This window comes from Leptolyngbya sp. BC1307 (assembly GCF_002286735.1).
In the GTDB taxonomy this organism is placed as follows: Bacteria; Cyanobacteriota; Cyanobacteriia; order Phormidesmidales; family Phormidesmidaceae; genus Phormidesmis.
In genome coordinates this window covers 83791-101897 of sequence record NZ_NRTA01000006.1, presented here as the reverse complement: position 1 = coordinate 101897, position 18107 = coordinate 83791, and the positions used below count along the sequence as shown (strand labels likewise).

Below are 18107 nucleotides of genomic sequence, written 5' to 3'. Positions count from 1 at the left end.
CTTTTCAAGGGTTCAGGTCATCTGTTGACAAACATATCCCAGATCTATCACTGCTCCGCCGAGACAGCGCTCTACTATGTGCGGCTGAAAACGCACGGCGGCCAAAACCTGTTTGAACCCCAGAAAAACCTGCCTGCCGAATACTCAGGCACGTCAGCCTTCGTCTCTTCTCATGCAAAGATTGTGGCTGATGAGCTATTACTCTCTGCGGCTGACCACGAAGGGATTTTGCTAGATCAGTGGGCAATTGTGCCAGATGCGCTGCACGCCTTGATATGCTTGCAGGACTATCATAACAATAGGGTCACGGTTGGCAAGCCGCGACTGCTAACGTCTTTTATTGCAGAGTTCAAAGCGGTTACTGCTAAGCGAATCAACTTGGTGCGTAACCAGCCCGGCTCTCCTGTGTGGCAGCGCAGTTACAAAGAGCAGCGCATGGAAGATGACCTGATGCTCTCTCGTCTCCGCAAGCGGATCAGCGGGACTGATGGTATTGTGATTTCTGGCTAGCTTTTAGAGCATACTCCTTTGCTCAGCTGCCAAATCTGAAATAATCAACTCGCACAAGATCGGGAACAGCAGTGACCTCTCGCCGACCTGTCACCAGGGTAATTCCAGGGTTCTGAATTCGATAGCGCTTACCTCGCTTTGGCGCATAGTCTCCTAGAAAATATCTGGAGTCGAGGGCAGGATCGTAGGCACCCTGATCGCGCAAGAATCGGTCGGGGAAATCCCATATGTTACCAATCTGTTCGGCTGTTAGCTGGCGATCGCGTGACCAAAATCTGGCCATCTGTATCAGCGGCCCGTCTTCATTCTCGTCGGGATAAGGCATAAGTTCGTAATATCGAGCCTCTATCCCATTTTCACCTTCTCCCTCAGAAGGATCTTCCTCTTCAGATCCGCTGAAATATTCCACCCGTTCGCCGCCTTCAAATAACTGATAGCCAATGCAGCCAACCGTATCACTCACCTGAAAATCTATGACGGGTTGGCCAATGATCGCTGAAAGATCAGCTTCGCCAGGTCGTGAACATCGCGCTAAGTGTTGAGGATCGTAGATTTCATCGGGCAGAATCATCGACCAGCTCTGTCCAACAATCTGATAGGTCAAGACAAAACAGCCTGAGCTTTCGACTTCAGTGCCCAGCACACCCCGCCTGGCTTCTACTGCAACCGGCGTCAGGGCATCTGCTAGCTCATCAATAGAAGCTCTGACTAAAATAGACCCCGAATGGCTTTCCATCGACTCCAGTCCTCGTCGCTCAGCCCAGGGTCTTGTGAAGTGCTCGATCGCCTCTTTTTCTGTGCTCATTACTCTATACCGGCTGCTATAGCTGTTCGCGTACCCACTGGCGAAAGTTGATTTCAGCAGATACCTCGTTTAGCAGTGCTGCTTTTAAGAATTTATACAGATCTGCCTTTTTGACTAGGGGGAAGGTAGGAGAGCGATCGCACTCAACATAAGCCCCGTTCTCCAAGCACAAAATCCGCCATTCCCGCCCATTGAACCGCCAAAACTCCGGCACACCCATCCCTGCGTACAGCAGATCTTTGTCGATATCTGTGTTTGTGATGTCAACTTCTACAACCAAATCAGGTGCAGGATCGACCGCTAGATCAACTGTATGGTCAGCGACCAAGTCGAAGTTTTGAATGTAGTAGGCGTTATCTGGCTCAGCGCTCTTACGCAGGTCTTCGCGGTCGAGCGTGGTGGAGCCCATAGTTTTTATCATCAGACCCATCTCTACGACCAAAATCCTGATAAAAAGTTCGATCAGCCGGGCAGAGCGCTCGTGACTTTCAAGAGGCATGGTAATTTCTAGAACACCATTGTCATAGGTGAACTTAGCGCGAGTGCGCTCAGTCAATAATTTTTGGATCTGTTTGAACGCTGGCCATTCTAAGTCGTGGAAGGCTACCCGTTTTTCCCCAATTGGTTTGGTCGGAGGCTCTAGAAGATACCTGATCATTTCTTCCTTTGTCGGCGATGCCAAAATGAGATTCGCCCACTGAGCCTATTGTGTCATGTTCACCACTGATGAAAAGCTAAAGATGAAAAGCTAAAGATCGATCAATCCAGGTGGTGGGGTAATTTCTATTCGGCCTGTGGCAATATCTACTACCGGTACGATTTCTTCTACAAAGGGAATCAGCAGCGTTTTAGGCGCTTTTTTCTTGGCTTTGCGCTTTGCCTGACGCTTGAGCTTTTGAGCCGCCTTTGCTCGCATAGAATCGTGAGGAATGGCTTTCTCTGCTGCTAGCGCTGAATCTGCTTCGGCTGTCTCTTCTGAATTTTCTGGCGGGGCCGCGACGGTTACTTCTAGCATGTCATGCCCAGTGGTAAAGACATCTGTCACCGTTCCTATTGTCGTCTGGTCGGTCTTTACAACTACTGTCAGGCCGATCAGGTCAGAGACGTGGAATTCTCCCGGTGCTAAAGAGAGGCGATCGCTTTCCGGCACCATCAGCTCAGCCTGCCGCAGATCTTCAGCCTGATCGCGGTAGTCCACACCCGCGAGCTTAACCAGATATTGATTCTTTCCTTCTAAATAGCGGCCACTGACGAGCTTGATCAAGCCTGGCTGAGAGTCGGCTGGTTTTTTGATCCAGCGATCGCCCGGCTCTGTAAACCGCTCCGGGAAATCGCTCTCGGCATAGACCTTCACATGGCCGTTTAGCCCATGCGCCCCAACGATCCGCCCGATTATCAACCAGTCCTGCGCTGCTGTCATCTCTGCTACACCGTCGCCAGGGCAGGCTGAGCCGAGTACACCCGATTTGTCAGGGTTGCCAGATGGTTGATCGCCGTGACGATTTGCTCATCTGACGCGGTCAGGCTGATGCGGAAACACTGGCGCATATGAGGCCAGTCTTCGCCCTTGAGGCTATTTTTTAGCCCCGGGAAGAAAGGGCTACCGGGCACAATGATCACGCCATAGCTTTTTAGCTCGTTATAAAAGTCCCAGTCACTCATCGGCAAATCTTCAAACCACAGCCAGGCAAAGATCGCCCCTTCGCCCCGGTGTAGCCGCCAGGGCACTGCGTTGGGCATAGCCTGCGTGAGGGCCTCTTCTAAAACCGCGAATTTGCTCTGGTAGTGAGGACGAATGACGTTGAGCGAAATATCGGCTAGGGCACCGCTGCGAATGGCGCGGGCGGCGATCGCCTGACCATAGCGGCTGGAGTGAATGCACAAATTCGTCTGAAACGCCTCTAAGATCTGAATGATTTTTTCGTCACCGATGGCAATGCCTACCCGTTCCCCAGGCAGGCCCGCTTTTGAAAGGCTGATGCAGTGGACGATATTTGGCCCAAAAACCGGCGTCATCTCGGTGAAATTGAGCGCGGGGAAAGGCGGCGCATAGGCCGAATCGATGAAGACCGGTACGTTATGAGGCGCGGCCAAATCGACGATGCCCTGAACTTCTGCGCCGCTGATGACATTGCCAGTCGGGTTGCAGGGCCTAGAAAAGAGCACAAATCCCGTATTTTCATCAATCTCTAACTGGTCGAAATCAGGGCGATACTTAAAGGAATGCGGATCGCTGCCGAGTTCGATAGAAGGCCGGTAGGCTTTGACTGCCTCCGGATAGAGGGTGACTCCCCCATAGCCGGTATAGTCTGGGCTGAGCGGCAGCACGATGTCTTTCAGCTGACCGGCTGTGCTGTAGCCTCCTAGCGCGTTGGCCGCTAAGAAGTAGAGGTTTTGGCTGCCGGGCGTGACTAAAATATTGCGAGTGGTCAGGGCGAGCCCATAACGCTGATTAAAATCATCGCGGATGGCCTCAATGAAGGGTTCGTAGCCCTGACTGGCCCCGTAGCGACAGACGACTTCGCCGTATTCTGAGCTGGTGAGCAAATCTGCGGTACAGTCGCGCCAGAGCTGCTCAACTTCTGGCAAAATCACCGGATTGCCTGCACTGAGGTTGATAAACTCCTGATCCGAATTGGATGCCTTGCTCGCGTTCAGCGTTTCGATAATGTCTTTCATAATCGCCCGCACCCCGGTCAGGTGAGACATGCGATCGCCGAACTGGGTAAGAGCAGGAGTCATGATAGAGCTAGGTTGATAGGTCTTAATAGGAATTGAGAGTCTAGTGGAATAGTTAAGTGGGCGCAACGAGGCAGGTAAAGTCTTCGTGAACCCGCTCGTGCCTCATTCGATTCAATATAACCTTTAGTCGACAGCGGTATCTGCGATCGCCCGTGAAAAATAACACTTGCTAACCCATGCTTCCGCCCTGGCAACTCGACTTTTACCGTCGCCCTCTGCAAGATCCTCAAGGTCAGCCGCTCTGGGAACTGCTGATTTGCGACGCGCAGATGGCTTTTACCTATGGGGCGGATTGCCCGCAGTCAGAAGCGAGTGCGCCCTGGTTGCGTCAGCAGCTAAAAATTGCCTGCGATCGCGCTGGCGGCTGGCCCGAATATATCGCGGTGTTTCGTCCGCAGACGGTGAGCCTGGTCGAAGTCGCCTGCCGGGAGCTACCGGTAGAGGTGCGCCCGCAGCGCGATCTTTTTGCCCTGAAGCAGTGGCTGCGCCAGCGAGCAGCCTGGTATGCCAATTTACAAAACTACGTACCGCAAAACTACGATCCGCTGGCTATCGAGCGGCCCGCCCCGCAGCCAATTGCCGACTATGTGATGGGCGATCGCTGGCAGTTTGCGGCCATTAGCCCTGACCAGCTAACGCGCCTGGAGCATGAACCTATTCCGATGCGGTCGGTTCCGCCTGAGATTGCGCCTTTGAGTCTGGGCCTGCCCAGTACCTTGCTGATTCCGGGGGTGATTATTGACGGCGGGCGCAAGTCGATGGCGCTCGCCCAGTGGCTACACTCCGTGCGACCCGTCATGCTGCAGTATATCGCCGGCGTTCCTGATGGACTGTTGCTAGAGGCAGGGTTGAGCGATCGCTGGATCTTAGCGACCTTTGATGACGAGGCTGTAGCCGGCGCAGCACGGACATTTACCGAACGTAAGCAAGCAGCCCAAGGACTACACTTTTTGCTAGTGCGCCCAGATGATTCGGGGCAAACCTACACCGGACTTTGGCTGATGCAGGCGACGGCAGGTAAGCAGATTCATGCGGGTGCGGGTTGAGGGTTGGGTTGATCAAGAGGGGGAAGGGAGAAAGGGGGAAAGGGGGCGAAGGGAGGTTGACGGGATTTAGTCAGCAAAATGTTCTGGCACTGGCATCTAAAGGGCTGGTGTGAGCGGTAGAATTCCTCTTGACATCCTCAGCAGGAAAAATTGATGACGGCCCAGCATCCGGTAAAAATTGGCATCATTGGCGGCAGCGGCCTCTATCAGATGGAAGCTCTGACGGATATAGAGGAGGTCAGAGTGAAGACACCCTTTGGCGATCCTTCCGATGCCCTGATTGTGGGTAAAGTTGATGGCGTACCCGTTGCTTTCCTAGCGCGCCACGGTCGCGGCCATACGCTCACCCCATCGGAGCTGCCCTTTCGCGCTAATATCTACGCCATGAAAAGTCTGGGCGTAGAGTATCTGCTGTCTGCCTCAGCTGTCGGCTCACTCAAGGCCGAAGCCAAGCCAATTGATATGGTCGTACCCGACCAGTTTATTGACCGCACAAAAAACCGAGTCTCGACTTTCTTTGGCGAAGGCATCGTCGGCCATATTTCCTTTGGCGACCCAGTGTGTGGCCATTTGGCTAAAATTTTAGCCGATGCGGTAGAAAGTCAGGATTTGCCCGGCGTCACGCTGCACCGGGGCGGTACCTACGTCTGCATGGAAGGCCCTGCTTTTTCTACCAAAGCCGAATCTAAGCTGTATCGTAGCTGGGACGCTACCGTTATTGGCATGACCAACCTGCCCGAGGCGAAGCTAGCTAGAGAAGCTGAAATTGCCTACGCCACATTGGCGATGGTGACTGACTACGACTGCTGGCATCCCGATCACGACAGCGTCACCGTAGAAATGGTGATTGGCAACCTGCAAAAAAATGCGGTGAATGCCCAAAAAGTGATTCGCGAAGTCGTCCGCCGCCTCAGTGAAAACCCACCTGCTTCTGAAGCTCACTCTGCCCTGAAATATGCCATTATTACACCGCTAGATAAGGCACCCACTCAGACCAAGGAAAAGCTCGCCTTGCTCCTGCAAAAGTATCTTTAGGAAGCCTTTTTGAACGGCAGGGGAAACGGCACGGTTTTACCCGATAGGGCTGCTGGGGCAGTTTCTATGTTGGCGCTGGGGACTATTTTTTTTTCAGCCACAGACGGACTCAAAACGTCTTCATAGCCGGGGTGTTGGGTCCCTAGCACCCTGTCCCAAAAGGTGAAATATAGGCTGTAATGCACCGTGTATTTGCGGTGGTGCAGCCAGTGATGAGTGGGCCCGACTAGCCAACTGCCGAGCCAGTTGCCCATTGCCGAAGCTTTAAACAGGCGCAGCCCAAAGTGGTGAATCAGTGCGCCTAGCGTCATGACTAGCACCACGGCTATTAGTACAGAGAGGTGCATAGGAATAACCATCGTCACCCCGACCAGATAAATCGCCTGCACCATCGCTTCTGCAGGGTCAAAGGCAAAAGCAGTCCAGGGCGTCGGGTTTTTGGAATGGTGGTGGCCCTGATGCAGCCATCGGTAGCAGCGAGGGTGGTGAGAGAGGCGATGGGTGAAATAGAAATAGGTATCTTGCAAGATCAGTACGAGCACCAGGCTGAAGCCAAGATACCCTAGCCCGTATTGCTCAGGCTGCAAATAGAGGCGGGTGTAGCCCAGTTGATAGACCGTCGTCATTAGGGCCGCGCAAACTGAAAAGATGCCCGATGACAGTACGGACAAGATTACGTCGCTGTGAATTGATTGCCAAATAGCCTTTGTGGTTTGCTCGGTAGAGTCAATTACAAACCGGGACGATTGGCGGAGATAGAGGAACCAGTAAAGCCCGCCAGCAGCGGCAAAGTAGCCTAACACAGTAAAAATAAAGAAAATTAGGCTGTGCCAGCACAAATTTTTGATCAAGAAAGAGAAGGTCAAAACTTGTCTGTATATATCTGCGTATGGATTCAATGAAGTTTACTGGGTGGAGAGGAGCTTTGAAAAGCCTGCGGCTGGCCCCGACAGATTGAATAAAGGCGTGATGACGCCTACGCTATCGCCTGATTGCCCGGCAAAACAGCTACAGGTTTCTTAATTTTTAGGGCGAATTTTTAGCGTTAGCCCTCTTTAGTCTTCTCAGGTGAGGGCGATCGCTTCTCATAGTGTCCGTTCAAAAGAACCGCCGCACAGCGCCTCTCCCAACGACTTTCGCATCGCCATCCGCCTGTAGAAGGACTTGCTAACTGGGAAAACATGTTAAGCAATGTAACGAAAAACCTCTTATATAAAAAAGTGTTGCGCTTTCTTGATTCCGTTGTTAGCGTATGCGTGTTGATTCGAAACTGTGTCTGGTCACTGTGCTCCTAGCCTCCAGCTACAGCGTTTAGATCGACAGGTGTACTTGAGCGACTCCCGCTGCCCCCAGTGCCAACTTACCGTTGGTCTTTACTCACGCGGCCAATGATTGATCTACATTCAGGAGGTCTGCTTACCCATGAATATCTTTCGTACTCGTCTAACGGCGATTCAACCCAGCTTGAGAGGCTGTGTACTTTATCTTCAGCGCTTACTGATGAAATTCGCTGTAGCCGTCTCGTTTCAGCTCTGCCTGTTTGCCGCCCGAGTCTTACTCGACACTTCTAAAGCGGATAAGGATCGAGCTGGCCAGTCGGCCTAAGAAAGTTGAAAAGTCTTTCGTATCACTCCTAGAATTTTCGTATCACTCCTAGAATTGAAGATGGCGCGATATAGCAATACTGTTGCCTCTTTAACTTAATTACGCTGATCTGTTGAATCCAGCAATCAGAATATTTAAAAAGGGCGATGAAAACTCTCTTCAGTTACTCTTTTTGTCCTGTCATGCTTGCTTTCTGATTTTTCGTTGTTTGCAGGTCTGCCTGCTGTAGCGCCGTGCTGACAAGCGTTTTCAGTCCTGCAGATCGAACATTACCAAAACTCTTTCAAACAGATGACTGCTCGTAAAGTTGTTTGTTGTTTCACTGTGCTGCGAAATTCTCAGTAACAGATATACCTTAGAGGTCTCTACATCATGAACATTAATGGTAAGGTCGCGCTGATTACCGGCGCTTCTAAGGGCATTGGCCAGGCGATCGCCTATGAACTCGCCCGCTGTGGCATCCGTCGCCTGATTTTAGTCGCTCGTAACTATCAGCGCCTGAACCAGGTAGCTGCTGACATTCGGCAAATGGGCGTTGAAGCGATTCCTCTCCTCATTGATCTCACGGCCCAGCGAGAAGTTAGCGTCATCATGGCGCAAGCCTGGCGCGATTATGGCGCAATTGACCTGTTGATTAACTGCGCGGGGGTGGCGCACCAGACGCCTTTTTTGCGATCGCGGGCCTCCCACGTGCAGCAAGAGATGGATACCAACGTGATGGGCATGTACGCCGTCACTAGCCTGATTGCCCGGCGCATGGTCTCCCGGCGCAGCGGCACTATTGTCAATGTCTCTAGCCTGATGGGCAAGATTGCCGCGCCCACTATGGCGACCTACTCAGCTACCAAGTTTGCCATCGTCGGATTTACCCATGCCCTGCGCTTGGAGCTGGCCCCGCACAATATCAAAGTGATGACCCTGCTACCGTCGCTAACTGACACCGACATGGCCAAAGACTTGCAAAAATTTCGCGGGGTGATACCAGTGACCGCTGAGCAGGTGGCCCGCGCTTGTTTAGAAGGACTCAGCAGAGACTCGCCCGAAGTTTTGGTCGGCTGGCAGTCTCACCTGGCTGTGTGGTGTAGCCGTCTATCGCCCCGGCTGCTGGAGCAGATTTTAAAGTTCACGGCCCCGCGCCATTTGCTGTACGCCCGCTAGCACTCAAACGATCTAGGGAACGACCCAACGCTTGCGCTCGACTTATAGCGTTACCCGGATGCATTCGGGTGACGCGAGTCACTTGGCCTGTTGTTATGCAAAGGTTTTGCCTGCGTTGCTGTATTCAAGCCAAGTGACCAACGCTATATGTTGGATTACCTCAAAGCTTGATATTCTAGAAGGCCGACCAGACTGCCGCTATGAATATGATGACTCAAGACCCGGCTACTAACCCGTCAGAACCTTTGCTATACGGCGAAAGAGCGATCGCCGAAGGCGAGCTGATCACATTTCCGAACCCGCGTCCGGGGCGGGACTATACCGTCAGCATTACGCTGCCCGAATTCACCTGCAAGTGTCCTTTTTCTGGCTATCCAGACTTTGCAACGATTTACATCAGCTATGTGCCTGATCAAAAAGTGGTCGAGCTGAAGGCCATTAAGCTGTATATCAACAGTTATCGCGATCGCAATATCTCTCACGAAGAGTCAATCAACTTGATACTGGATGACTTTGTTGCAGCTTGCGATCCGCTCTCAGTGGCTATCAAAGGCGACTTTTTGCCCCGAGGAAACGTCCATACGGTGATTGAAGTGTCTCACCGTAAAGATAAATCGCAGAGCTAGCTAGAGGCGCTGGTGTAAAACCGTAGCGCAAACTGCCAAAACCATCGGGAGACCTGAAAAAGGACGGCTGCCAGTAGCGCCGACCCCAACAGCCAGCCAGAATCGCTGCGGCCAATCATCGTCTGGGCCGGAACGGTCGTGAGAAAAGCCACCGGAATAATAAAGGTAAAGAAAACCCGGTAGGCGGCAGGATAGCCCTCTACCGGAAAGCGACCGGCTTCTAGCAGTGATCGCAGTACCTCCGTCACGTTATAGATTTTGACAAACCAAATGCTGGTCGCACCCAAAATAAACCACAGGCTGTAGAGACTGATTACCCCTAGCACTAGCGGCGGCAGCATGGCTAAATAAGCCGTTGGTGCGAGCCCCAAATGTCCGCCAGCATAAAACACAATAATCGCCCCAAAAATCAGATCGGGCAAACCCCAGGGCGAGACCGTATGCGTAGACAGCCAAAATTGGGAGCTAATCGGCTTCAGCAACACAAAGTCGAGAGTGCCTTCCTGCACATGCCCCACAATTTTATTGAGGTTGGGCACTAAGAAAGTGGCTGAAACGCCCTGCAAAATAGTGAAAATGCCCAACACGACCAGCGCCTGTTCCCAGGACCAGCCATCAAAGGTATAGCCAGTGCGGTAAAACAAAAACAGGCCAAACAGACTGCCTACCAGCCCGCCTAGACTGCTAATGACCGAGATTACAAAGTTAATACGGTACTCTAGCTCAGCAGCGATCGCCACTTGCCAAAACAGTCGCAGCACCCGCAGGTATTGCCTCACTCTCATATTGCTCTAATGGCTGATGCCGATGTTCGCTTCTCAGTTTATCGCGTCTTAACCGGCTACTCCCAAATGGCATATCAGCCATATGGCTTAGCCTACGTTTAAATAAACCTTCAGATTTTCCTGTAGCCGCTGGCGAGCTCTGGCAATACGAGACTTGACCGTCCCTAGAGAAACCCCGGTGATGTCAGCAATTTCCTCATAAGAGAGACCCTGCAGCTCACGCATAGCAATGGTTTTTTGAAAAACTTCGGGCAGTTCTGCCATAGCCTGCTTGAGGTGGTCGTGAAACTCTTGAGTCATGAGCATATCGGCAGGCGTCGGCTCACCTGAAGGGAGTTCCCAGTCGTACTGTCCATCGCTAGAGTAACGGGGTGCATCGAGCGAAATCGCCCCCCGAAAGCGCTTACGTTTGCGTAGCTCATCATAAAAAAGATTGGTTGTAATACGACCGAGCCAGCTCTTAAACCGGTTGGGTTCATTCAACCGAGGGATGCTGCGATAAACGCGAATCCAGACTTCTTGAGCTAAGTCAGATCGGTCTGACCAGTCAGAGGCGAGATGATAGAGCAGCTTATCGACGTAGCGCTGATAGCGAGATACCAACTCTTCAAAAGCATTGCCGTCTCTGTCTATTTGGCTTTGGCAGCGGAGAACCAGGTCGCTATTAGACAGGCGGGCTAAGGGAGTTTTAGCAGTGGAGATGGGATGCTGGCTACAGGCCGGTAATTTAATTACCTGCTGAGGCGATTTGTGAAGAGAGACAGTCTTGTTTAAGGAAGCTAGGCTACTCATTAATTCTCAGGACTCAATTATAGATACGTCTGCACTCTGTGAAAAAGGCTTCGTCTATCGAGAAGGTCTTCTGCATTAGAGATGGCCGTTCTTTAGAAAGCGGGCACCTGGCAAGATGAGCATTTAGCGAAACGACTGTAATGACTGTGCGGACAATTACTTAACGATGTATGTAAGTTTTTGTTTCAGTTAACATAGTAGATATTACTGAAGCCGCACATCAGCTAAACAGCCTAATCTTGTTCGTATTATTACTAGCGTGTTAAAAGTCGGTGATATCTAAACTGCGACCGAGCTTATCAGATGCTATACAGGGTAAGGGAAGCGCGGCTTTGCAGCCAGTTTTTTATCTGACTTTTGGAAGAGGCAACATTACGTAAATAATGGTACCGAAACAATCTTCTTTCAGTCGCTATGCCCCCATACCCGAGTAATGTTTGAGACCCGCTCGCCACAGTCTGCGGTTTACAATTAGAGCGATCGCTCCCCAAACCGCCATCGTCAACAACCCCCTACCAAGATCAACCGGTAGACCAATCAACAGACTCGCCGGAAAATAAACCAGGTAGGGAAAAGGCGTCCACAGGGCAAACTCTCGCACAGCAGCCGGAAAAAGCTCTAAAGGGGCAATCATGCCCGACAAAAAGGTATAGAACAAAAACCAGAACTGCTGAATAGCCGTGGCGCGCTCTACCCAAAAAGCAAGCATGGCAAAGGTGTACTGAATGAGAAATCTCAGGAAAAAAGAGAGCAGCAGCGTCAGCGACCCCCAAAAGCAGGCATAGGGCGTTGGTATCCAGGTCGCCTCTGGGTAGAGCAGGCAAAAGAGACCCACCAGCAGCATAATGAAAGGTAGCCGGGTAAAGCGCTCAGCCAGGTGCCCAAAGAAATGACGCCAGACTGGGTCAATCGGCTGCAAGAGCAAGGGAGAGAGCTTACCTTGAACCACTTCTTTTTCAAAATCCCAGATTACCCAGACCACAGAAAACTGGCGAGCGAGAAAGACCGCTAAAAAATAGCGGGCAAATTCAGCCGGCGTAAAGCCCAAATCACTGCTCTGCGCAGCCTGATTCCATAGACCCAAAAAGATCAGCGGAAAGCTGCCAGAGAGCACCCAGAAGATTAGTTCGGCCCGGTATTCTGCCATGTAGGCGTAGTAGACCGAGAGGAGTGTGCGGGCGATTTTTAAGGGGCGGCGCATGGGGAGAGGAAAAAGAGAAAGAGGGAAAAGGGGAAGGTTCAGCCTAGTTCACCAGTTTGGAAGACTTTGCCAATTACATCTTCTATCGGTGGCTCGGTGATGGTGAGATCTTGAATCTTTAAGTCGTTTAGCAGTCGGGAGACGGTGGCGGTTAGCTCATCTGTGCTTACTAGGAAAGTTGCCTGAGCGCCTTTTAAGCTTTGAAGATCGCCGTAGGGAGAGAGGCTTGCTCGATCAATTGACTGATGTCGCTCAAATTCGACGGAGACTTCGCGGTAAGGGGCGAATTGTGTGAGTAAGCCATCGAGTAGGCCGTCGTAGATTAGGCTGCCCTGATGAATGACTAAGACGCGATCGCACAGCGCCGTGATATCTGCCATATAGTGACTGGTTAGCAAGACAGTCGCCCCATAGCGCCGGTTGTATTCCTGCAAAAAGCTGCGAACCGCTACCTGCGCATTGACATCGAGGCCGAGGGTCGGCTCGTCTAAAAACAGTACCTGAGGCCGGTGCAGCAAGGCCGCTAGCATCTCTGCCTTCATTCGCTCACCGAGAGAGAGCTTGCGTACTGGCTGTCTGAGCTGGTCTTGAATTGAGAGCATGTCTGCGAGTTCACCGACGCGCTGACGAAATTCAGCGTCAGTCAAATCGTAAATAGCCGCATTTATCCGCAGTGAGTCGAGCGCGGGCAAGTCCCAAAGCAACTGCTGCTTTTGGCCCATGACCAGCGTGATCTGCCGCAGAAATTTGGAATCTCGTTGAAAGGGCCGATAACCAGCGACTTTTACTTTGCCGGTAGAGGGATGGATCAGGCCCGTGAGCATCTTGAGCGTGGTTGTCTTACCGGCCCCATTCGGACCCAAAAAACCGACGATTTCACCTGCTCCGATGTCAAACGAGACTTGCTTAACCGCTTCGATATTGCGATAGGTTCGGCGGAAAAAGTGTCGCAGCGTCCCCTTCATGCCGGGTTCTTTGACGGCCACTGGGTAAACTTTACCTAGATTTTGAACATCGATAATCGGCATACGAAGTGCTTCGCCCCTGTTTGTAGGCTGTAATTAAGAGCCTACTTCTATAGTGCATCACCTCAGCGCATATAGCTTTGGCGACTTAGCGGTCAGATACTATCGCTAAACCGTCTGAGGTCACCATTACCTTTTTAATGAGTTTTCTGTCTGAGGGCTGCTGCCTGAGGCTTTCGGTTGTCCGATGATAAAAGCATCAGCGAGGAGAGGCGATTAAGATAGCAGCATAGAACATGGATAAAGACATCACCCAGGCAGATTCACAGGCCATTCGCCAAGTGATTGAGCAGCAGATTACGGCTTTTCAGCAGAACAATGTGCTGGTGGCTTTTTCTCAGGCGGCCCCCGGTATCCAGCGGCAGTTTGGCACGGCTGAAAATTTTGCGCGGATGGTAGAAGCTGCCTACCCGACTGTGTATAGACCGCGATCAGTCGTCTTTGAAGCGCTGCTAAAAATTGACGGCTTACCCTCGCAGCAGGTGATGCTGATGGATCAAGACGGCCAACTGATTCGGGCGACCTATATGATGCAGCAACAGCCCAGGGGCGATTGGAAAATTGCGGGCTGCTATCTGACACCGATGGGCGACGAAGACTGACAGCCGTTGAGGAGGTGTCGGATCAGGCGAGCTACATGGCCTGATTGCGCGATTTGGAGCGTGACCGATAGGCAGCGATGGCGAAGCCTCTCCTTCGGAGAATCGCGCCCCCGCCCAACGCTAGCAGCCCAACTGTGCCGCTCGGTTCAGGAACGCTCTGAGCGCCTTCACCGGGTTCTTGTTTATGCAGCGTCTCTAGCGCTAGCTGCGCAATCAGGCCGTGGGCTTGAGTTGTCGGATGAACGTTATCCCAGAATAAAAACTCGTCGGGATTATCGCAGACCCCTTCAAACACAAATCCCGGCTGAAAATTAGTCAGACAGGCATCATCAACGTTGGTAAAGCCAAATTCACCCGGATTGCTAATGGCTGAGGCAAAAAGACTGTCTAGATCAAGTTGGGTAATATGAGCGCCAGAAGCCGTCTCTAGGGCAGTGAGCTTTTGGTCTAGCAGCAGATTGTGCTGGGTGGAAAAGCTGGTGAGCAGGGCAGAGCTTTGAGGATTGACCTGATCGAGAAAGTCAGCAAAGGGCTGCTGCCCTAAGTTGGGTAGGTTGCTAACCAGCAGTTGCTTGGCCCCTGAGCCAATCAGCGCCGCGACAGCATTGGTAAGATTGTCAGTTACCTGGTTGGGCAGCGCAGCCGAATCTATTGAGCTGGGTCTAAAGATAGCTTCGTTATAGTCATTGCCGCCTGCTAGCAGCACAAAGAGCGCGTCTGACTTAGGGGGTATGAAAGTCGCTAGCCCGCCAAATGTCTCGATCTGCTGCTGCAGGCCCGGCAGCAAAGGGCTGACGACGTTGACATCTGAGCTGAGACTGCCGGTCAAGGCGAAGTTGATGCCTTCGGTGGGTACTTTGCCCCTGAGCAAGTTGGGGATGGCTTCAGTGACTAGCACTGGCTCAAGATCGAGTTCGACAGCTAGCTGCTCTACCCAGACTGGACCATTGGAGAGCTTTTGGTCATAAGGTGGCGAAGGGGGCAGGCCGGTTAAGTTAAATAGGTTGCCAGCGTCTAGCAGGCTATCGCCAAAAATATTTAGAGCGCTGTAGTCTTTGGCTAGAGCCTGAAGGGGCAGCAGCGTGATGGCAATCGTGCCGGTGGCGATCGCCAGCTTTTTCCTAAACTTTTTCACAATGTTTTTGCCTACATTTTTTATATTTTTTAGACCTCCTACCTTATAGAAGCAGCTTCTCTGGAGTTCAAGTGAAAACACAAATAGCTTCATGAAGTCTGTGAAGATTTCATATAGGGCGAATGAAGGCCAGTGAAGTGCTCAGAAAAATTCTCAAAAAAGTGGCCGATTAGATATAGCGAGCCGCATAAGACCACAGGGCCCGTCTGAACAGCAGCGGCCAACCCTGCCTTGAGATCAAAGTGAACGGTTGCCACTTGAAGATTGGGGCAGATCTGCCTCGCTGTCGCGGCGAGTTCTGAGGGTTCAGCGCTGAGATGTCCGGGTACTGGTACCAGATGCAGGCGATCGCCCTCCCGCAGCAGCGCTTCAAAAACGTCAGCATGGTCTTTAGTTGCCAACATGCCCATCAGCCAGGTAATTGACTGGTTTGGAAAAGTGCGGTTGATATAGGCTCTGAGCGATCGCGCCGCGTCAGCATTATGAGCCCCGTCAATCAGCAACTCGTGGCCTTGCCAGCACCCTTTTTGCAGGCGTCCGGGCCACTGTACTTGAGCCATGCCGCTGACAATTGCTTCATCAGGAATACGCCAGCCCTGGGCGCGGAGGATCTGGAGAGTGGCGATCGCACAGGCCGAGTTTACCCGCTGATGGTCGCCGAGCAGGGCCTGAGGATATTGAATACCGTCATAAATTAGTTCTGGCGCTAGAGAATTGTCAGCTGCGACAGCGACTTCAGCCGGTGTAACCCAAGTCAGGGGGGCCTGTAATTGGGCAGCGCGGGTGGTGATGACAGCTTGCGCTGCTGGTGGCAGAGGGCCAGCGATCGCCGGAACGCCAGGTTTGAGAATGCCAGCTTTTTCACCGGCAATATCTGCTAGCGTTGGCCCCAATCGCTGCCAGTGATCAAGGCCAATAGATACGATCACCGTAGCCAGTGGGTTTGCACAGACATTGGTGGCATCGAGCCGACCACCCAGGCCCACTTCTATCACGGCAATATCAACCTGCTGCTGGGCAAAGTATTGCCAGGCGGCGGCAGTGAAGACTTCAAACTGTGTGGGGGTAGAGCCGTCAGATGAAATCACCTGCTCGACGATTGCGAGGCTAGACTGCAAATCTGCCCAGCTAATCGGCTCGCCGTCTATACAGATGCGCTCTGTCCAATTCACCAGATGAGGTGAGGTATAGCGACCGGTGCGGTAGCCTGCAGCGCTAAGTACCGCAGACAAATACGCGCAAACCGAGCCTTTACCATTGGTTCCTGCTACGTGAATAATCGGCACCTGCTGCTGCAGATTGCCCAGCGCCGCTAGCAGGCTGTTAATCTGATCTAGCCCCAATTCAACACCAAAGCGGGCGTAGGTTTCCAGACGAGCTTCGACCCTTTGCCGAATGGTTGGCTGCGGCGCAGAAGGCGTCTGCATAAAAAACTCCTAAAAATAAAGGGGCATAGCTCTCGCTACCCCCCAACGGTTCAGGTACTGACTCCTGACTTCTGACTCCTGACTTCTGACTCCTGACTTCTGACTCCTGTCTCCTAAACCGCTTCCAAATTCTTCTCACCCGTCCGAATCCGCACAATCTCATCAACCGGGCTCACAAATATCTTACCGTCGCCGATTTCGCCTGTGCGAGCAGACTCCACGATCTTATCGACCACCATCTGTACTTGAGCGTCTTCAACGACAATCTCTAGCTTCAGCTTCTGCAAAAACTCCACCGTATATTCAGATCCCCGGTAGCGCTCTGTTTGCCCCTTCTGCCGACCAAAGCCGCGTACTTCCGAAACGGTCATCCCTACGATACCCGCATTCACGAGAGCAATCTTGACTTCGTCTAGCTTAAAGGGACGAATAATAGCTTCAACTCTTTTCATGGCTTAAATATATTTCTCCCAATATTGGCCCGTTTGGATAGCTACGGCGCTGTACCAGGTCTTCAGGTGCGATCGCTTGAGCAAATGGCTCAGGCACTAGCTTTCGCATGAGACTGGATGAATCGGTGTAGCGCTACATAGTCTATACCAGAAGTTTCACCCCCCGGCTCTGTATCCATTACTACCATAAGAGATTTTAGCGATCGTTCAACAGTGGCTTCATGATTAAGAACCCTGCGCCAAAAGCCGTCACAATTATCAAGATAATGGACAATACCAGCCAAATACTGCTAATTTCCTTATTTTCTGGAGAATCTAGCGCAGAGCTACGATATTCTCCAGATTTCTCAGTAAATAGTTTGGAAGCGTTCTGTGCTAGCGCGCCAATTCCCAAAACCGATTCGGTGCGGCGGCTGCCTTGACGACCGGCTGACTTTTTGGCGGGCTGGTCTGAGCGTTGGCGCTTCGCGGGCTGGGGAGCCGGTGCGATCGCCGGATAGGGCGCGGCCTGTAAAGACGACTGAGGTGAAATTGGCCGAGGCACACGCTGACGGGCAGGCGCAGGCGGTGCTGTCTGGGCGGTAATCGTCTCTGACTGAAGACTATCTAACAGCGATAAGCCCGTTTCTTCTGGAAGGGCAGCATCCGTGGCTGAGGCTTCGGTGCGAACCAGTCTGGCCAAAGTGTCAGGCGCGATCGCACTCGGAAACCCTTCTGGAGACGACTGCCGGGCTACGCCTGCAAACTGGCCTAAAGTCAGCGTTGCCTGCACAACGCTGTGAATTTCCTGCTTGAGGCGTTGATTCTGCTGCTGGAGGAGCTGATTGCGGCTGTTGAGTGAATCGATCACAGCTTTATCAGCTCTCAACTCAGCCGCTAACTCCCGATACACTGACATCGGAACAGACGGAGCGTAGTGGGCCTGAGGTGACTGAGCAGATTCAGCGGGATGAGAAGGCTTCATAGGAAAGGGAGTCGTTTAGGTTCGGTTTTTCTTGCTTGGGTTTTATTTAAGAGACAGGCGATGCAGTGATGAGCGCTGAGGGCTCAGGCACCGTTCAATTGACAAATTACGCCAGATGAGTGCCGGATAAGTAGTCAAATTAGAGCAATATCGGTGACATTCGTCAAGGTGGAATTTGATAGATATTGGGATGTTTT

Annotated in this window: 20 protein-coding genes; 7 read left to right on the top strand and 13 right to left on the bottom strand. The window is 52.1% G+C overall.

Translation table 11 applies throughout. The features are described 5' to 3' along the window. Positions 1–24: 24 nt before the first annotated feature. Positions 25–510, top strand: a complete 486-nt coding sequence (locus tag CKL79_RS05715) for a hypothetical protein (RefSeq protein WP_121968622.1) — start codon at positions 25–27, stop codon at positions 508–510. 22 nt (positions 511–532) lie between these two features. On the opposite strand, the gene CKL79_RS05710 is transcribed toward CKL79_RS05715, so the two are convergent. The 4 genes from CKL79_RS05710 to CKL79_RS05695 form a co-directional block, all read right to left on the bottom strand. Then, the gene (locus tag CKL79_RS05710) at positions 533–1315 is read right to left on the bottom strand and encodes a hypothetical protein (protein WP_121968621.1); all 783 of its coding nucleotides are present in this window, start codon (positions 1313–1315) and stop codon (positions 533–535) included. Between the two features lie 16 nt (positions 1316–1331). Then, complete coding sequence (locus CKL79_RS05705) at positions 1332–1973, bottom strand: Uma2 family endonuclease (RefSeq protein WP_121968620.1); 642 nt, start codon at positions 1971–1973, stop codon at positions 1332–1334. Positions 1974–2063: 90 nt separating this feature from the next. Then, positions 2064–2735: a ribosome maturation factor RimM gene (gene rimM, locus CKL79_RS05700; RefSeq protein ID WP_121968619.1), complete on the bottom strand. Its 672-nt coding sequence runs from the start codon at positions 2733–2735 to the stop codon at positions 2064–2066. A 5-nt stretch (positions 2736–2740) separates the two neighbouring features. After that, entirely contained in the window at positions 2741–4057 is a 1317-nt protein-coding gene (locus CKL79_RS05695) for a valine--pyruvate transaminase (RefSeq protein ID WP_121968618.1), read from the bottom strand. A 176-nt stretch (positions 4058–4233) separates the two neighbouring features. On the opposite strand from CKL79_RS05695, the gene CKL79_RS05690 reads away from it, so the two are divergent. Both CKL79_RS05690 and CKL79_RS05685 read left to right on the top strand, forming a co-directional pair. After that, the gene (locus CKL79_RS05690; RefSeq protein ID WP_121968617.1) at positions 4234–5103 is read left to right on the top strand and encodes a Tab2/Atab2 family RNA-binding protein; all 870 of its coding nucleotides are present in this window, start codon (positions 4234–4236) and stop codon (positions 5101–5103) included. A 153-nt stretch (positions 5104–5256) separates the two neighbouring features. After that, positions 5257–6138 carry an S-methyl-5'-thioadenosine phosphorylase gene (locus tag CKL79_RS05685; RefSeq protein WP_121968616.1) on the top strand — a complete coding sequence of 294 codons (882 nt, stop codon included), beginning with the start codon at positions 5257–5259 and terminating at the stop codon, positions 6136–6138. Here the strand turns inward: CKL79_RS05685 and CKL79_RS05680 are convergent. Next, positions 6135–6941: a sterol desaturase family protein gene (locus CKL79_RS05680; protein WP_240518693.1), complete on the bottom strand. Its 807-nt coding sequence runs from the start codon at positions 6939–6941 to the stop codon at positions 6135–6137. The two genes, CKL79_RS05685 and CKL79_RS05680, sit on opposite strands and share 4 nt — an antisense overlap. 619 nt (positions 6942–7560) lie before the next feature. Here CKL79_RS05680 and CKL79_RS23455 point away from each other — a divergent pair. From CKL79_RS23455 to queF, 3 genes are all read left to right on the top strand, one after another. Continuing rightward, entirely contained in the window at positions 7561–7743 is a 183-nt protein-coding gene (locus CKL79_RS23455; RefSeq protein WP_121968615.1) for a hypothetical protein, read from the top strand. A gap of 372 nt (positions 7744–8115) precedes the next feature. Then, the gene (locus tag CKL79_RS05670; RefSeq protein WP_121968614.1) at positions 8116–8901 is read left to right on the top strand and encodes an SDR family NAD(P)-dependent oxidoreductase; all 786 of its coding nucleotides are present in this window, start codon (positions 8116–8118) and stop codon (positions 8899–8901) included. Between the two features lie 209 nt (positions 8902–9110). Beyond that, on the top strand, positions 9111–9527 hold the full coding sequence (gene queF, locus CKL79_RS05665; protein ID WP_121968665.1) for a preQ(1) synthase: 417 nt from the start codon (positions 9111–9113) through the stop codon (positions 9525–9527). On the opposite strand, the gene CKL79_RS05660 is transcribed toward queF, so the two are convergent. The 4 genes from CKL79_RS05660 to CKL79_RS05645 form a co-directional block, all read right to left on the bottom strand. Then, positions 9524–10306: an ABC transporter permease gene (locus CKL79_RS05660; protein ID WP_121968664.1), complete on the bottom strand. Its 783-nt coding sequence runs from the start codon at positions 10304–10306 to the stop codon at positions 9524–9526. The two genes, queF and CKL79_RS05660, sit on opposite strands and share 4 nt — an antisense overlap. A 93-nt stretch (positions 10307–10399) precedes the next feature. Continuing rightward, the gene (locus CKL79_RS05655; RefSeq protein WP_121968613.1) at positions 10400–11104 is read right to left on the bottom strand and encodes a sigma-70 family RNA polymerase sigma factor; all 705 of its coding nucleotides are present in this window, start codon (positions 11102–11104) and stop codon (positions 10400–10402) included. A gap of 412 nt (positions 11105–11516) precedes the next feature. Further along, positions 11517–12305 carry an ABC-2 family transporter protein gene (locus tag CKL79_RS05650; protein WP_121968612.1) on the bottom strand — a complete coding sequence of 263 codons (789 nt, stop codon included), beginning with the start codon at positions 12303–12305 and terminating at the stop codon, positions 11517–11519. Between the two features lie 38 nt (positions 12306–12343). Next, positions 12344–13333, bottom strand: a complete 990-nt coding sequence (locus CKL79_RS05645) for an ATP-binding cassette domain-containing protein (RefSeq protein ID WP_121968611.1) — start codon at positions 13331–13333, stop codon at positions 12344–12346. Positions 13334–13566: 233 nt separating this feature from the next. On the opposite strand from CKL79_RS05645, the gene CKL79_RS05640 reads away from it, so the two are divergent. After that, entirely contained in the window at positions 13567–13932 is a 366-nt protein-coding gene (locus CKL79_RS05640; protein ID WP_121968610.1) for a DUF4864 domain-containing protein, read from the top strand. A gap of 31 nt (positions 13933–13963) precedes the next feature. Here the strand turns inward: CKL79_RS05640 and CKL79_RS05635 are convergent, their stop codons facing one another. From CKL79_RS05635 to CKL79_RS05620, 4 genes are all read right to left on the bottom strand, one after another. Further along, positions 13964–15067 (bottom strand): SGNH/GDSL hydrolase family protein, encoded by a 1104-nt coding sequence (locus CKL79_RS05635; RefSeq protein ID WP_170943983.1) that lies wholly within the window; start codon positions 15065–15067, stop codon positions 13964–13966. Between the two features lie 89 nt (positions 15068–15156). Continuing rightward, a complete protein-coding gene (locus CKL79_RS05630) occupies positions 15157–16494 on the bottom strand; it encodes a folylpolyglutamate synthase/dihydrofolate synthase family protein (RefSeq protein WP_121968608.1) in 1338 nt (445 codons plus the stop codon). A 113-nt stretch (positions 16495–16607) separates the two neighbouring features. Next, positions 16608–16946, bottom strand: a complete 339-nt coding sequence (locus tag CKL79_RS05625; RefSeq protein WP_121968607.1) for a P-II family nitrogen regulator — start codon at positions 16944–16946, stop codon at positions 16608–16610. A 196-nt stretch (positions 16947–17142) separates the two neighbouring features. Continuing rightward, positions 17143–17910: a hypothetical protein gene (locus tag CKL79_RS05620; RefSeq protein WP_141242157.1), complete on the bottom strand. Its 768-nt coding sequence runs from the start codon at positions 17908–17910 to the stop codon at positions 17143–17145. Between the last annotated feature and the right edge of the window lie 197 nt (positions 17911–18107).

Coding starts and splice junctions, on each gene's coding strand:
- CKL79_RS05710 (WP_121968621.1), bottom strand. CDS start 1,315: ATGAGCACAGAAAAAGAGGCGATCGAGCACTTCACAAGACCCTGGGCT.
- CKL79_RS05705 (WP_121968620.1), bottom strand. CDS start 1,973: ATGATCAGGTATCTTCTAGAGCCTCCGACCAAACCAATTGGGGAAAAA.
- rimM (WP_121968619.1), bottom strand. CDS start 2,735: ATGACAGCAGCGCAGGACTGGTTGATAATCGGGCGGATCGTTGGGGCG.
- CKL79_RS05695 (WP_121968618.1), bottom strand. CDS start 4,057: ATGACTCCTGCTCTTACCCAGTTCGGCGATCGCATGTCTCACCTGACC.
- CKL79_RS05690 (WP_121968617.1), top strand. CDS start 4,234: ATGCTTCCGCCCTGGCAACTCGACTTTTACCGTCGCCCTCTGCAAGAT.
- CKL79_RS05685 (WP_121968616.1), top strand. CDS start 5,257: ATGACGGCCCAGCATCCGGTAAAAATTGGCATCATTGGCGGCAGCGGC.
- CKL79_RS23455 (WP_121968615.1), top strand. CDS start 7,561: ATGAATATCTTTCGTACTCGTCTAACGGCGATTCAACCCAGCTTGAGA.
- CKL79_RS05670 (WP_121968614.1), top strand. CDS start 8,116: ATGAACATTAATGGTAAGGTCGCGCTGATTACCGGCGCTTCTAAGGGC.
- queF (WP_121968665.1), top strand. CDS start 9,111: ATGACTCAAGACCCGGCTACTAACCCGTCAGAACCTTTGCTATACGGC.
- CKL79_RS05655 (WP_121968613.1), bottom strand. CDS start 11,104: ATGAGTAGCCTAGCTTCCTTAAACAAGACTGTCTCTCTTCACAAATCG.
- CKL79_RS05650 (WP_121968612.1), bottom strand. CDS start 12,305: ATGCGCCGCCCCTTAAAAATCGCCCGCACACTCCTCTCGGTCTACTAC.
- CKL79_RS05645 (WP_121968611.1), bottom strand. CDS start 13,333: ATGCCGATTATCGATGTTCAAAATCTAGGTAAAGTTTACCCAGTGGCC.
- CKL79_RS05640 (WP_121968610.1), top strand. CDS start 13,567: ATGGATAAAGACATCACCCAGGCAGATTCACAGGCCATTCGCCAAGTG.
- CKL79_RS05630 (WP_121968608.1), bottom strand. CDS start 16,494: ATGCAGACGCCTTCTGCGCCGCAGCCAACCATTCGGCAAAGGGTCGAA.
- CKL79_RS05625 (WP_121968607.1), bottom strand. CDS start 16,946: ATGAAAAGAGTTGAAGCTATTATTCGTCCCTTTAAGCTAGACGAAGTC.
- CKL79_RS05620 (WP_141242157.1), bottom strand. CDS start 17,910: ATGAAGCCTTCTCATCCCGCTGAATCTGCTCAGTCACCTCAGGCCCAC.